This window comes from Rhodococcus sp. P4_F5, assembly GCF_056401315.1.
On record NZ_JBFUJP010000005.1, the window covers coordinates 16184 to 30665 of the forward strand.

The following is a 14482-nucleotide window of genomic DNA, read 5'->3' on the forward strand; positions in this document are numbered from 1 at the left end:
CCCGCGACCGAAGCAAGTGGTCGACTACTCGCGTCGGTCCTGCGGAGCCCGCCGAGACTGGAGTCATCCAATCTCGTCGGGTCTGCAGAGGAGTCGTCATGACTGTCCGCAATGAGCATGCCGTGGTGATCGGCGCCGGTGTGGGCGGGTTGCTGGCGGCCCGGGTGCTCAGCGATTTCTACGCCAGGGTGACCGTCGTCGAGCGGGACCAGCCCGTCACCGAGCCGACCGCCCGGCGGTGTGTGCCGCAGGGCCGCCATGCGCATGCGCTGCTCGCCCGGGGCGGGGCCGTGATGGAGGAGCTGTTCCCCGGGTTCATCGGCGAGCTGGCCCAGTGCGGCGCCGTCACCGGGGATGTTCTCGCCAACTTCCGGTGGACGCTGAGCGGGCACCGGCTGGCTGCGGGCCGCTCCGGCATCCCGGGTGTCTGCGGGAGCCGGCCGCTCGTCGAGTGGCAGCTGCGCAACCGGGTGCGGGCGCTGCCCGGGGTCACGATCGCCGACCGGTGCGCTGCGCTCGGTGTCACCACCGACCCGAGGCGCCGGACCGTCACCGGACTGAAGGTGAGCCGCACCGCCGGCCGGACCGTCGACGACGTCGTCGACTGCGACCTCCTCGTCGATTCCTCCGGGCGCAGCTCACAGACCCAGGCCTGGCTCGAGTCGCTCGGGTACCCGAGACCGGACCAGGACAGTCTCACGATCGAGCTCGCGTACGCCACCCGCCACTACCGGCGCCGGCGCACCGACCTCGGCGGCGATCTCGGAATCGGCGTCGGCGCGACACCCGAGGCGCCGCGAGGTGGCGCGATCATCGCGCAGGAGGACGACGGCTGGATCGTGACCCTCGCCGGGTACGGCGCCGACGAACCGCCGCTGGACCCGGCCGGATTCGCCGAGTTCGCCGCGTCGCTCTCCGCTCCCGACTTCGGCGCTCTGATCGCCAGTGCCGAACCTCTCGACGACCCGGTCCGCTATCGCATCCCCACCGCGGTGCGCCGCCACTTCGACGCCGCGAGGCTGCCCGCGCACTACGTTCCGTTCGGCGACACGATCTGCTGCTTCGATCCCGTCTACGGCCAGGGCATGAGTGTCGCGGCGGCCGAGTCGCTCATGCTGCGCGAGAGTCTCGAGACGAGCGGGACGCGGCCGGTCAGGTCGTTCCTGCGGGCGGCGGCCCCGCTGCTCGACGATGCCTGGCAGACGTCCTGCGACACCGATCTGCGCATCCCTACGGTCGCGGGCACTCGCACCCGGCGAACGCGGATGGCCAACGCGTACACGGCCCGCGTGCACCGGGCGGCCGCGGCCGATCCCGAGGTCGGCGCCGCGTTCCTGCGGGTCGTCAACCTGCTCGAGCGGCCCACGTCGTTGCTGCGGCCGCAGATACTGGCGCGGGTGCTCCGGGAGAACCGTCCGTCGACCCGAACCCGTGACGTCCCGGTCCCGGTGCCGGACCGGCTCCGGGCCTGACCGCGGCGCCGCGCACCACCCCCGCTCTCGCGACCCCGCTCTGGCAGCATTGAGCCGGTGAGTTCGATGCTGCAGACCCTGCCCGTCCCGTCCGGCTCCCGGGCCGCCGAGGTGCTGCCCCGGCTGGCCCGGGCGCTCGACGGCGTCGGCCCCGCGCTGCTGCCGGTACCGGCCGACGACGCCCTCGAGCGTGCGCGCCTGACCGAGAGCCTGCGCCCCGGCGAACCGGTCGACGAATCGATCGCGCTGGTCGTGGCCACCTCCGGATCCACCGGCGTCCCCAAGGGCGCCCTGCTGAGCGCGGCCGCACTGCGGGCCAGCGGTGAGGCCACCCATGCGCGGATCGGCGGCTGGGGCGGGTGGCTGCTGGCGCTGCCCGCGCACCACATCGCCGGGATGCAGGTGCTCGCCCGGTCCGTGCTGGCCGGCACCGAGCCCGTGATCATGGACGTGACAGGGGGTTTCGACCCGGCCGCACTGCCTGCCGCGGTCGCGCGGATGGCCGGGCCCAGGCGGTACACCTCGCTGGTGCCCACCCAACTGATCAAGGCGCTCGAGGTACCCGAGGCCTGCGCGGCGCTGGCCGAACTGGACGCCGTGCTGCTCGGCGGCGCCGCCACCCCGGCTCCCGTCCGGGCCCGGGCGGAGGCCGCGGGCATCACCGTGGTGCGCACCTACGGGATGAGCGAGACCTGCGGCGGCTGCGTGTACGACGGCGTCGCCCTCGACGGGGTGCGGGTGCGCGTCGAGAACGGCCGGGTTCTGCTCGGCGGCCCGACGCTGGCGTCGGGCTACCGCGGCCTGCCGGATCACCCGGCCTTCGCCGAGCCGGGCTGGTTCCGCACCGACGACGCGGGCACGCTGACCGACGGCGTGCTGACCGTGACCGGACGACTCGACGACGCCATCTCCACCGGCGGCCTGACGGTGGTCCCGCAGGTGGTCGAGGCCGCGCTGGCCAGCCATCCCGCGGTCGCCGAGTGCGTGGTGATCGGCCTGCCGGATTCGCGTCTGGGCCAACGGGTTGCGGCGGTGGTGGTACCGGTCGCCGGCACCGAGCCGACGCTCGCGCAGTTGCGCGCCCACGTCGAGACCACGCTGGACGTCACCGCCGCCCCGCGCGAGGTGCACCTGGTCGACGTCCTGCCGCTGCGGGGACCGGGCAAGGTGGACCGGCGGGGGCTCGTCGCCCGGTTCGGCGGTCCCGCCGCGCCCTGAACGGAGAGCTCTCCCCCGGCGACGGCGGCCGCATGCGCGACGCAAGTGCCGCGCAAGGCCCGCCCCGCACAGTGGTCCCAACACCGAAGGAACCCTTCGACGTAAGGACACCCATGAACCTCTCCGCTCCCCCCGCCATCGAGGCGGTGGGGCTGGTCAAGCGATTCGGCGACCACACCGCGGTCGACGGCGTCAGCCTCACCGTCCCCACCGGCGCCGTCTACGGCGTGCTCGGGCCGAACGGCGCCGGCAAGACCACCACGATCCGCATGCTCGCCACCCTGCTGCGCCCCGACGCGGGCGAGGCCCGCATCTTCGGCCACGACGTGGTCCGCGAGCCCAACGCAGTCCGCTCGCTGGTCGGCGTCACCGGCCAGTACGCCTCGGTGGACGAGGACCTCACCGCCACCGAGAACCTGATGATCTTCTCCCGACTGCTCGGGCTCTCCCGCGCCGATGCCCGCCGCAAGTCGGCGGAACTGCTCGAGGAGTTCGACCTCGCCGAGGCCGCGACCAAGGCGCTCAAGTACTTCTCCGGCGGCATGCGCAGGCGACTGGACCTGGCGGCCAGCCTGATCGCACACCCGCCGCTGCTGTTCCTCGACGAGCCGACCACCGGGCTGGACCCGCGCACCCGCGCCCAGATGTGGGAGACCATCCGCCGTCTCGTCGCCGAGGGTTCGACGGTCCTGCTGACCACCCAGTACCTCGACGAGGCCGACCAGTTGGCCGACCGGATCGCGGTGATCGACCGCGGCGAGGTGATCGCGGACGGTACCGCCGACGAGCTCAAGGCCTCGGTCGGCGTGTCCTCGCTGCAGCTCAAGGTGGTCGACCGGGCCCACACCGAACAGACCCGGGTGCTGCTGGCCGAGTCGCTCGGGGTCGAGGTCGCCGTCACCCCCGAGGCGGGCCGGCTCACCGCCCCGCTGACCGATCCCTCCGTCACCCCCGAACTGCTGATCCGGTTGCGCGAGCACGGCATCGCGGTCGACGAGATCACCGTCAGCAAGCCGAGCCTCGACGAGGTCTTCCTCACCATCACCGGACACGGCGCGGACCAGGTCGACCCCGCAGCGGAGTCCGACACCGAACGGAGCGTCGCATGACCACCACCACCCTCGCACCCGGCACCGGGCGCACCGACACCCGTCCCCCGGCACCGCCCACGGCTCGGTCGATCAGCCTCGGCCAGTCCGTCGCGAACTCGCTGACCATGGCCTACCGCGGCCTGCTCAAGGTGAAGCACAACCCCGAGCAGCTCTTCGACGTGGTCATCCAGCCGGTGATCTTCACGGTGATGTTCACCTACATCTTCGGCGGCGCGATCTCCGGTGACGTGGCCTCGTACCTGCCGATCATCATCCCCGGAATCCTCGTGCAGACCGTCATCACCGCCTCCATCGTCACCGGCACCCAGCTGCGTGAGGACATGGACAAGGGCGTCTTCGACAGATTCAAATCCCTTCCCATCGCCCGCATCTCGCCGCTCGCGGGGGCGCTGCTCGCCGACGTCGTCCGCTACGGCATCGCCACCACGATCACATTCGTGGTGGGAATCGCGATGGGCTACCGGCCGGGTGGCGGCGTGGCCGGAGTGGTCGCGGCCGGTCTGCTGGTGATGGTGTGCGCGTTCTCGATCAGCTGGATCTTCGCCCTGATGGGCGTGCTGATGAGCAAGGCCTCCTCGGTGCAGGGCATCTCGATGCTCGTCCTGTTCCCGCTGACGTTCATGTCCAACGCTTTCGTACCTGCCGACACCATGCCCGGCTGGATGCAGGCGTTCGTGAATGTCAACCCGGTCTCGCACGTGGTGACCGCCGTCCGGGAACTGGTCAACGACGGGCATGCCGGCATCCACGTGGTGTGGGCACTGCTCGGCGCCGCGGCCGTCGTCGCGGTGATGGCCCCGCTGACCGTGCGGATGTACATGCGCAAGACCTAGCAACACGGCGGCCGGTGCCCGGGTGGGCACCGGCCACCGCCGGCGTTCCGCACGGTCAGCCGCGGGCGGTCAGCAGCTCCAGGATCTTGGCGCGCGCGCCGTGGCGCGCCCGCCGGGCGACGGCGGCCAGTTCCGCGTCGACCCGCTCCGCGCCGAGGACCGTGCGCGCCGCGTCCAGGTGCCGCACCTGTTGCATGGACGGGAAGTCCTGACGGGCAGCGACTCTGGCGGACAGGACGAGCAACCTCAGCCCCGCCTCCGGGTCCCGTCCGGTCGCGATGTCGAAGCTGCCCACCGCGCACGCGACCCCACCGGTCTGCGGCAGGTCGGGATAGCCGTCGGGTCCGAGGCGCTGCGCCACCAGGCGCGCGCACAGGTCGACCAACTCCGAGATCTCCGCGGCCCGGCCGGCGAGCACGTGCGCGGCGACCGCGGCGGCGGCCACCATGAAGGTGAACGGATCGGGGCTCCCCGTCGTCGCCGGCCACCCCGCCAGGTCGAGGGCACGGCGGTACCCACGCAGGCCGGCGTCGACCGCGCCGTCGGCGAGGTCCGCCTCGGCAAACGCGGCGGCGATCGAGGATGCGCTCTGGTGGTCACCGGGCGCCGCGGCCCCACCGGACGCCGGGGCTCCACCGGACGCCGCTCCCGTACCGGACGAGGCGCCCGGCGGCTGCGCGCCGTCGAGTTCGCGACGGGCCTCCTCCACTCGTCCCGCGCCGACCAGGGCGGCCCCGATGTAGCTGCGCAGCGTGGTGCTCTCCTCGAATGCATGCAGGTCCCAGAGGATCTCGGCGGCCTGTCGGTAGTAGCCGACCGCCTCCCCGTAGCGCGCGGACTGACCGGCCAGGCTGCCGAGGTGCTGGCACACCATCGCCAGGCCCCAGACGTCGCCCTCGGCCCGCGCGAGCTCCAGCGCGGCCAGGCCGTCCGCCTGCGACCCGTACAGGTCGCCGTTGTTCTCCCGCAGGTTTGCCCGAGCCATGAAGGCCGCGCTCCGGGTCGACGGATCCGGTGACCGCACCGCGTGAGCAAGCCTGCGCGCCATCCCCTTTCCCGACGGCGGCATCACCATCAACGAACCGTCCAGCCGCAGCGCCGGGTCGATGTCCGTGCGCGTCGCGAGGACCCGGCGCAGCATGAACCGCGCCACCGCCAGCTGCCTGCTGACCCCGCCGAATGCCATATGGGCCCCCGCCATCAGGTAGGTCAGCACGAGGAGGTTCCCCGGCACGTCCTCTGGGCCGTAGGCCCGCGGGTCGATGTCGAGGATCCGCGGCGCCAACGCGATCACCTCCGAGTGCGCACCCCGCGAGGACCACAGCGCGCCGAGCACCGGGAACACCGTCAGGGCCGTCCGCCCGTCGCCGACGGACAACGCGTGCCGCAGCGCCGCGAGCAGGTTGTCGTGCTCGGCCTCGACTCGATGCGAGGCGAGGCGGAAACCTGTGCTCCGCTGAGGAACTCGCGCACCGCGGCGAGGCAGAACTCCTCAGCCCAGGCCGAGGTGCGTGCCGCCACCTGGTCCGCCTCCCCCGCCCGCGTCAGTTGCTCGTCGCCGAACTCACGGACCGTCTCGAGCATGTGGTAGCGCAGCCCGGGCGAGTCGGGGCCCTCGACCACGGACAGCATCGACTGGTTCACCAGGCCCTCGAGGGCCGCGGCGAGGTCGGCCACCTCGCCCCACTGCGCCACGGCGGCGGCCCCGTCGAGGGTGAAACCCGCCGGGAACCGGCACAACCGGCGCAGCGCCGCCCGCTGGTCGGGTTCGAGCAGGTTCCAGCTCCACTCGATCACCGCGTGCAGCGTGCGATGGCGTTCGGGCGAGGTCCGGTCGCCGGAACGCAGCAGCGCGAACCGGTCGACGAGCCGGGCGTTGATCTCGGGCACGCTCATCGTGCGCACCCGGGCCGCCGCGAGCTCGATGGCCAGGGGCAGCCCGTCCAGGGTCCGGCACAGCTGGGCCACCTCGACCGGGTCGAGCCGTACCGACGGCCGGACCGCCTGCGCGCGGGTACGGAAGAGTTCGGTGGCGGGCGATCCGGACTCGTCGATCGTCAACGGCGGCAACGGGTACACCGACTCCGCCGTGATCGCCATCGGCGCCCGGCTGGTGGCCAGCACGGTCAGGTGCTCGCTCGCCGACACCAGGTCGGCCACCACGTCCGCGACGTCGTCGACCAGGTGCTCGCAGTTGTCGAGGATCAGCAACGACGGCCGCGCCGACAGCGCGTCGCGAAGCCGGTCGCGGGCACCGTGCAGCCGGGCCCGCGTCAGTCCGGCACCCGGCGTGACCTCCACCTCGCTGAGCCCGAGCGTGCCGCTGATCGCCGCGACCAGGTCCTCGCCGCTGCGCAGCGAGGCCAGCTCGATCAGTGCGACCGGAATCCGCTCCGCGGCACGTGAACCGAGTGCGTGCGCGACCCGGGTCTTGCCCGTCCCGCCCGGCCCGAGGACGGTGACCACCCGCGCGACCTCCATCAGGTCCTCGATCGCGGCCAGGTCTGCGTCGCGGCCGAGCAGCAGGTTCGGCGCGGCCCGCAACCCGACGGAGTTCGGAACCGGCCTCGCGCCGCCGGCGCCGGGCGCGTCGGGGCCTGGCCGCACCCGGACCGCTGCCCCCAGCCCGCCGGTGAGCACGGCCCGGTTCAGCTCGACGAGCCGCGGAGACGGGTCGGCGCCGAGCCGGTCCACCAGCCGGCCGCGCAGACCGGCGAACACGTCCAGCGCGTCGCCGGTGCGGCCGAGCCGGTAGAGCACGGTCATCAGCTGCTCGTGCGCGTTCTCGTCCAGCGGGGCGCGTTCGGCTCGCTCGCGCGCCAGCGGCAGCGCCTCGTCCAGTTCCCCCGCGGCCACGAGCGCGGCCAGCTCGACCGCCGCCAGCGCGGTCGACCGCGCGGCGGCCTCCGCGCCGAGGTCGCGCGCCAGGTCGCCGTCGGGCAGGTCCGCACCGGGCTCGCCTCGCCACAGGGCCACGGCCCGGCGAACCGTGTCGACCGCCTCGCGCGGTGCGCCCTCGGCGAGCTGCTGCTGCGCCTGCTGTTCCCACACCCGGGCCAGTGTCAGGTCGACCTGGGTTCGGGCGAGCTCGAGTCGGTAGCCGGCGGGACCCATCTCGATCGCGCCCTCGGGCAACGCCGCCCGCAGCCGGGAGATCTGGGTGTGCAGAGCGTTGCTCGGCGAGCGCGGCGGGTCATCGCCCCAGACGTCCTCGATCAGTGCCTGCGCGGTCCGGGCGCGGCCGGGCCGACGGGCCAGCGCCACCAACAGGCTGCGGGCCCGCGCTCCCGGCAGTGGAACCAGGCCGCCGTCGCGGCGCGTCGAGACCTCGCCCAGCAGTGCCACCTCGATGTCTGCGGGCGACCTGGTCGCGGCGACACTCGTATCCGGATTCACCGGCGCCCATGCTAGTGCCCCGCCGGAGCGCGGGCACCCGGTGATCGACGGTCCGTGCCGCGACCCGTACGAGCGGGTGCGAGGATCGACGCATGGCTTCTGTCTCCGAATGGATCGAAGGTGCCCGCCCGCGCACCCTGCCGAATGCGATCGCCCCGGTACTGGTGGGGACCGGCGCGGCCGCCTCGATCGGCGGTGCCGTGTGGTGGAAAGCCGTGCTGGCATTGGTGGTCTCGATGTCGCTGATCGTCGGCGTCAACTTCGCGAACGACTACTCCGACGGCATCCGCGGCACCGACGACGAGCGGGTGGGTCCGCTGCGCCTGGTCGGCTCGAAGGTGGCCTCCCCCGCCGCGGTGAAGGGTGCCGCCTTCGGCTGCTTCGCCGTCGCCGCGGTGGTCGGCGTCGTGCTGGCACTGACCTCGGCCTGGTGGCTGATCCTGGTGGGCGCGGTCTGCATCCTCGGCGCCTGGTACTACACCGGCGGCCGGAACCCATACGGGTACAGCGGGTTCGGCGAGATCGCCGTGTTCGTGTTCTTCGGGCTGGTCGCGGTGTGCGGCACCCAGTTCGTGCAGGCCGGCCGGGTGGACTGGGCCGGCCTGGTCGCGGCCGTCGCCGTCGGGTCGTTCTCCAGTGCGGTGCTGGTCGCGAACAACCTGCGCGACATCCCCACCGACACCGAGTCCGGCAAGAACACCCTCGCGGTGCGGCTCGGCGACGCCCGCACCCGAACCCTGCACCTGGTGCTGCTCGCCGTGCCGTTCGTGATGACGCTGGCGCTGGTCGCCCGCACCCCCTGGGCCCTGGTCGGGCTGCTCGCGCTGCCGCTGGCGGCCAAGGCGAACGCCCCGGTCCGGTCGGGCGGCCACGGCATGGCGCTGATCCCGGCACTGGCCGGCACCGGGCTGACCATGCTGGTCTGGGGCGCGGTCACCGGGCTGGCGCTCGGGCTGGGCTAGTCCGTCAGCCGGCCAGGACAAGCCGCCTGCCCTCCGTTTCGATCTGATCGTCCGAGACCAGTTCGAGCGCCAACGGAGGATCCCTTGCGGCACGCCTGTGACGGCCGTTACATTCTGCCTCCACAGCTGTCGATACAGGCTGTAACGACTAACCCTACGGAGGCTCCCTTGCCGACACCGACACGGATCACCCGCAAGTGCGCCGCGGCCCTCGCCTTCGCCACACTTGTGGCTGTCGGAGCAGGCGCGCCGCACGCGGCCGCGGACCCGCCCGGAATCGACTCGTACTACGCGCAGACCGGCTGGGCGACCCTGCACGGCGACGCCGGAAACCGCAAGGCAGTCCCCGTCTCACCGGGCGACGAGTACACGTCCGCCTGGTCCGGACTGGCCGATGCGTCGGTGCTCACGGCCCCGGTGGTCGGCCCGGACGGGACCACGTATGTCACCACCGGACTCGGCCCCGGCCGGTCGAACCTCTATGCGTACGCACCCGATGGCACGTTGCGGTGGCAGTCCCCCGCATGGCAGAACGCCGACGACTTCGACAGCTGCGCCGTCCTGCAGAGTCCGCTGGTAGCCCGCAACGGCGACCTGTACGTCAGTGACTGCAACCAACTTTGGGCGTTCCACCCGGACGGCCAGGTGAAGTGGACGATCGCGTTGCCCGACGCGGTCCCCGGTTCCCCGTGGCAGGAACCCGGCCGGGCAACCCCGTTCCGGCCGCTGGTCACCGCCCAGTTCCTCGCTGACGGCTCCGTCATGGGCATCACGACCTGGAACAAGGTGGTGGTGGTCGACCCCGAGACCGGAGCATTGCGGGCACCCGTGACCCAGTTGCCGGCCACCGCTGCGCCGGCGGCAAACCAGCCCCAGCCCCCCACTCTTCTCGGCGGCGGACTGCTCGATCCCGAACTCAGGGCCCCGGCCTGGGAACTGTTCTGGGGCGGCACCATGCCACAGGGCAACACGCCGTCGGTGTCCGACAAGACCGGCCGGATCTTTGCCGTCGCATCGGACATGACGCAGGGGTACGTCTACGGAATCGACTATGCCCCCGGCGCGAACGGTGCGCCGGGCGGGTTCACGCTCGCCTTCAGCGCACCCGTCGGTTCGGGCAGCGGTTCGAGTCCGACCATCTCCGCGGACGGTAGCGCCGTCTACGTGACCGACAACGCCGGAATCCTCTACGCGGTCGAGAGCAACGACGGAGCGGTCCGTTGCACCGCCGACGCGGGCAGCAACGGGGGCTCGCCGACCGCCGCCCCGGACGGGCACATCTACCTGCTCGGCGACCAGGGCAAGAGCCTGACGTCGTACGACGGGCAGTGCCGGCAACTGTGGAGTGGCGACTACTCTGCGCTCGCGAAGGAGACGCTGCCGACCAGCCCGACGCTCGGGGAGCCCGCCTGGATCGTCGGCGGAYCGCCGACCATCACGGACAACGGGCTGCTCGCACCGATATCGCTCGGCTACAGCGTCCCGCTCGGCCCCGGCGCCGCTCCGTTCGTGGCAACGGACTTCCGGCTCGTGAAGATCAACCCGGCGAACGGCACGATGGAGAAGGTTCTCGCACCACAGGCCGGTGAGAGCGACGGGTTCACGGTCCCGAACACGATGAACGGCCTCGTCGTCGTCGGGTACGGCGCGATCGGAACCTCGTCGATCGAACCCGCCCGTGCGGCAATCGATCCGCGGTTGCCCGAGGGGCACAAGATGCCCCCGCTCCGCGGCGGTGTCGAGGCCTTCCTTCCCGTCGGCGCCCCCGGGGCCGGGTCGTCCGGATCCAGTGGCTCGTCGGGGTCGAGTGGGTCGTCCGGCAGTGCGGACATCGGCAGTATCTTCGGCAGCTGACCGTCCACCCCGACATCGAGTGCGGCTGACCGTCCGTGTGCACCGGCACACGGACGGTCAGGACCGATCTGATGTCACAGCGCCGAGCAGACGAACGGCGCCACCCCGGCGTACGCGACGGCAATTGCTCCTCGCGCGTGCACGGCGGCCTCCGGGTGGTTGGCGACCTGTCCTACCGGTGGGTCGTCGCCGGTCCGGTCAGCGTTTCGCGGACGGGAACACCGCGGTGAGCACGAAGTTCACGACGGAGATGATCAGGGCACCCCACACCGCCGTCCAGAATCCCTCGACGGAGATGCCCCAGTCGGTGGACTCGGTGATCCACGAGGTCAGCATCAGCATCAGCGCGTTGATCACCAGCGTGAACAGGCCGAGGGTGAGGATCAGCAGCGGCAGCGACAGCAACTGCACCAACGGCTTGACGAAGGCGTTGACGACGGTGAACACCAGCGCGATGAACAGCACCACCCACAGCCCCGAGTAGTCACCCGACGGGGTGGCGATGTCGATGCCGTTCACCCACTGCGCGGCCAGCCAGATCGCGACAGCGTTGATCACCAGACGTATCAGAAAGCTCATGCCCAGGATGCTAATCCGCCGTCGACGTATCCCCGGTGTGCAGAGTCACCGCCCGTCCCAGATCACAGTCGCCACCGAGCTGTTGTCCTACCGATGTTCACCGTCTCGCCACCACTCTGCGCGGAATCGGACAACCGGAAGTGTGAGCCTCGTTTGAGCCGATTCGGACGATTGATCACGTTTCGGGACGACGAGCGTCCCGGAGCCCTTCTGAGATGAGTGGTGGTACCGGTGCGTCGCAAGGTGTGTCTGTTCGGTGTCGACGGAGTGCGCGCGGACATCGCGCTCACGGAGCGCGGCATGCCGTGGCTCGCGAAGCTTGCCGACGCGGGTCGTCGGCACGAGATGACCGTCGAGCCGCCCACCCTGTCGGGCCCGAGCTGGTCCACGATCCTGACGGGTGCCTCGTACCCGGAACACGGGGTGCTCGACAACAGCTTCGTCGGCAAGCGCCTGGCCGCCCACCCCGACCTGCTGAGTCGGGCCTTCTACGCCGATCAGACGACGACCACATTCGCGGCTGCGAGCTGGCCGCCGCTCGTCGCCGCCGGAGGGCTCGGGCCGGTCGTCCACGAGCGGCGCGAGCAGGCGGTCGCCGGCCTGCATCGCGTGGTGGTGCGCGACGGCGAGACCAACGGGTACCCGGAGGCCGACGCCCAGATCATGGCCCAGGCTCGGTGGATGCTCGTCAACGAGGGGCCGGACGTCAACTTCGTCTACTTCTGCTCGGCCGACGATGCCGGGCACCTGCACGGCGCCCGGTCCGACGAGTACGGCGTCGCCCTTGCGCTCGTGGACTCGCACCTGCGGACCCTGACGGAATGCATCGCGGCCCGGGCCGAATCCCTGGACGAGGACTGGCTCTTGGTCGTCACCACCGATCACGGCCACCTCGACTCCGGGGGGCACGGCGGCGCAAGTGACGAGGAGCGAGCATCGTTCGTCGTCACCCACCGGTTCGGGCGCCCCGATGTCGAGTGGCCGGATCGTGTCGAGCCGGCCGAACTGACGCCGCTGATCCTCGACTACCTGAATCAGTAAGTCCTGTCCGCCATTTCGCTCCCTATTCACCTGACGGACAGCAATCCTCAACCACGGCACCACATTCGGTCCACCTCTGCTGGCTAATTTTTCCGGGTACCCGAAAAGTCCGTTGTGCGGCTTTTCCATTGACTGAGGAGTACCCCTTGCTCTCGCTCGTAGCACTCGACATGGCCGGCACCACCATCGACGAGGGCGGTGCCGTGTACGCATCGCTGAAGAAGACCGTCGAGGCCGTGACCCGCACGACCCTCAGCGAAGAGCAGTTGCGGTCGGCGATGGGCGCGAACAAGCGCGACGCCATCCGGGCCTTCCTCGACGAGTTCGGCATGGACTCCTCGACGGCGACCGTGGAACAGATGTACCAGGACTTCCGGGTCGAACTGGTGTCGGYGTACGTCGCCCATCCGCCGAAGGCACTGCCGGGTGTCGAGGACGCGTTGGCCCGCCTTCGCGCCAACGGCATTCGGGTCGCGCTGACCACCGGCTTCAGCCGCTCGATCGCGGCACTGATCCTCGACAACATCGGCTGGACGGTCGGCGAGGGCCCGGAGCACACCGTGGACCTCGTGGTGACGGCCGACGACGTCGCCGCGGGCAGGCCCGCGCCGGACCTGGTCCTGCACGCGATGGAGGTCTTCGGAATCGAGGACCCGCAGCAGGTGCTCTCGGCCGGTGACACCGAGCTGGACCTGGTCTCCGGCACGAATGCAGGCGCGCGCTTCGTGGTCGCCGTCAGCACCGGTGCGCAGTCCGTCGAGTTGCTGCAGACCTTCCCCCACACGGACGTCTGCGACGTGCAGGACCTGCCCGAGCTCCTCGGCGTCTGACGCCGGCGTCAGCACCGAACACGGGAATCGTCATGTCTCGATCAATGTCACAAGATCAGTTCGACCTGGCGGTGGTCGGGTCGGGCATCGTCGGCCTCGCCCATGCGGCCCTCGCCCTGGACCGGGGGCTCCGCGTCGTGGTCGTCGAGCGTCACGACCGTCCGGTGGGCGCGTCGGTCCGGAATTTCGGGCACGTCGGCATCACCGCGCAGAGCGGGGAGGGCCTCGCGTACGCGAAGGCCGGGCGCAGGCACTGGCTGAACTTCGGTGCCCGCGCGGGGTTCTGGGTCGGCGAGCTGGGCACGCTGGTGGTGGCCCGGGCAGACGACGAGGTGGAACTGTTGCGGGAGTTCGCATCCCAGCGCGACGGAGAGGTCGCGCTGCTGGACCGCGACGCGGTTTCACGGCATGCCTCGATCAAGGACCCGGCATTGCGGGGCGGCGCCCTGTTCACCGAGGACGTCCGGGTCAGCTCCCCCGAGGCCATCCCCGCGCTGGCCCGCTACCTGTCCGAGGAAGGTGTCGAGTTCCGCTTCCGGACCAACGTCACCGGCCTCGACGAGGGTGTGGTGCACACCAGCAGGGGCGAGATCCGGGCCACCGAGATCGTGGTTGCCGTCGGACACGACACCGACATGCTCAGCCCGAGCACGGCCGAAGAGATCGACCTGCAGCGCTGCTCCCTGCACATGCTCGAACTCGACTGCCCGACCGGCTCGCACTTCGACCCGGTGCTGCTCACCGGGCTGTCCGTGCTGCGCTACAAGGGACTGAGCGGATGCGCTGCGGCACAGGAGGTCCGGGCCCGGATCGAACGGACAACACCCGACCTGTTCGAACTCCTGGTGAACCTCAAGATGTCACAACGCCCCAACGGCCGGCTCGTCGTCGGCGACACCCACGTCTACGGACACACCCACGACCCGTTCCGCGACGAGGCCATCGACGACGTGCTGCTGCGCGAGTTCCGGCAACTGCTGGGCGCGGACCTGACCGTGCGCCGACGTTGGACCGGCGAGTACGCCTCGTCCACGCAGGTCGACTTCCTGATCGCCGAGCCCACTCCTCGGGTCCGCTACGTCAGCGTCACCAACGGCACCGGCATGACCACCGCGTTCGGGCTCGCAGAGCACGTGCTCGAGGCCGCGCTCACACCTGCCGCGGCCCGCTGAACACCACGCCCAC

Annotated in this window: 12 protein-coding genes; 9 read left to right on the forward strand and 3 right to left on the reverse strand. The window is 71.2% G+C overall.

The annotated features are described in order from the left end of the window. Positions 1 to 98 precede the first annotated feature (98 nt). From AC1DU4_RS04360 to AC1DU4_RS04375, 4 genes are all read left to right on the forward strand, one after another. A complete protein-coding gene (locus tag AC1DU4_RS04360) occupies positions 99 to 1472 on the forward strand; it encodes an NAD(P)/FAD-dependent oxidoreductase (protein ID WP_477837849.1) in 1374 nt (457 codons plus the stop codon). 66 nt (positions 1473 to 1538) lie between these two features. Beyond that, positions 1539 to 2690 carry an o-succinylbenzoate--CoA ligase gene (gene menE, locus AC1DU4_RS04365; protein ID WP_477837951.1) on the forward strand — a complete coding sequence of 384 codons (1152 nt, stop codon included), beginning with the start codon at positions 1539 to 1541 and terminating at the stop codon, positions 2688 to 2690. Between the two features lie 113 nt (positions 2691 to 2803). Then, positions 2804 to 3799 (forward strand): ATP-binding cassette domain-containing protein, encoded by a 996-nt coding sequence (locus AC1DU4_RS04370; protein ID WP_477837850.1) that lies wholly within the window; start codon positions 2804 to 2806, stop codon positions 3797 to 3799. After that, positions 3796 to 4635 (forward strand): ABC transporter permease, encoded by an 840-nt coding sequence (locus AC1DU4_RS04375; RefSeq protein ID WP_477837851.1) that lies wholly within the window; start codon positions 3796 to 3798, stop codon positions 4633 to 4635. The genes AC1DU4_RS04370 and AC1DU4_RS04375 overlap by 4 nt, the downstream gene beginning before the upstream one ends. 55 nt (positions 4636 to 4690) lie before the next feature. Here AC1DU4_RS04375 and AC1DU4_RS04380 read toward each other — a convergent pair whose 3' ends face one another. Both AC1DU4_RS04380 and AC1DU4_RS04385 read right to left on the reverse strand, forming a co-directional pair. Beyond that, a complete protein-coding gene (locus AC1DU4_RS04380) occupies positions 4691 to 6013 on the reverse strand; it encodes a hypothetical protein (RefSeq protein WP_477837852.1) in 1323 nt (440 codons plus the stop codon). Further along, entirely contained in the window at positions 5983 to 8031 is a 2049-nt protein-coding gene (locus AC1DU4_RS04385; protein ID WP_477837853.1) for an AfsR/SARP family transcriptional regulator, read from the reverse strand. The genes AC1DU4_RS04380 and AC1DU4_RS04385 overlap by 31 nt, the downstream gene beginning before the upstream one ends. A 92-nt stretch (positions 8032 to 8123) precedes the next feature. Between AC1DU4_RS04385 and AC1DU4_RS04390 the strand changes: the two genes are divergently transcribed. Then, entirely contained in the window at positions 8124 to 8993 is an 870-nt protein-coding gene (locus AC1DU4_RS04390; RefSeq protein ID WP_477837854.1) for a 1,4-dihydroxy-2-naphthoate polyprenyltransferase, read from the forward strand. A gap of 168 nt (positions 8994 to 9161) precedes the next feature. Then, positions 9162 to 10847 carry an outer membrane protein assembly factor BamB family protein gene (locus tag AC1DU4_RS04395; protein ID WP_477837855.1) on the forward strand — a complete coding sequence of 562 codons (1686 nt, stop codon included), beginning with the start codon at positions 9162 to 9164 and terminating at the stop codon, positions 10845 to 10847. Between the two features lie 198 nt (positions 10848 to 11045). Here AC1DU4_RS04395 and AC1DU4_RS04400 read toward each other — a convergent pair whose 3' ends face one another. Beyond that, positions 11046 to 11426, reverse strand: coding sequence for a phage holin family protein (locus AC1DU4_RS04400; RefSeq protein ID WP_477837856.1), 381 nt, complete (start codon positions 11424 to 11426; stop codon positions 11046 to 11048). Between the two features lie 231 nt (positions 11427 to 11657). Between AC1DU4_RS04400 and AC1DU4_RS04405 the strand changes: the two genes are divergently transcribed. From AC1DU4_RS04405 to AC1DU4_RS04415, 3 genes are all read left to right on the forward strand, one after another. After that, on the forward strand, positions 11658 to 12467 hold the full coding sequence (locus AC1DU4_RS04405) for an alkaline phosphatase family protein (RefSeq protein ID WP_477837857.1): 810 nt from the start codon (positions 11658 to 11660) through the stop codon (positions 12465 to 12467). Positions 12468 to 12613: 146 nt separating this feature from the next. Beyond that, positions 12614 to 13297 (forward strand): phosphonatase-like hydrolase, encoded by a 684-nt coding sequence (locus AC1DU4_RS04410; RefSeq protein WP_477837858.1) that lies wholly within the window; start codon positions 12614 to 12616, stop codon positions 13295 to 13297. 44 nt (positions 13298 to 13341) lie between these two features. Continuing rightward, positions 13342 to 14469 carry a TIGR03364 family FAD-dependent oxidoreductase gene (locus AC1DU4_RS04415; RefSeq protein ID WP_477837859.1) on the forward strand — a complete coding sequence of 376 codons (1128 nt, stop codon included), beginning with the start codon at positions 13342 to 13344 and terminating at the stop codon, positions 14467 to 14469. Positions 14470 to 14482: the final 13 nt, after the last annotated feature.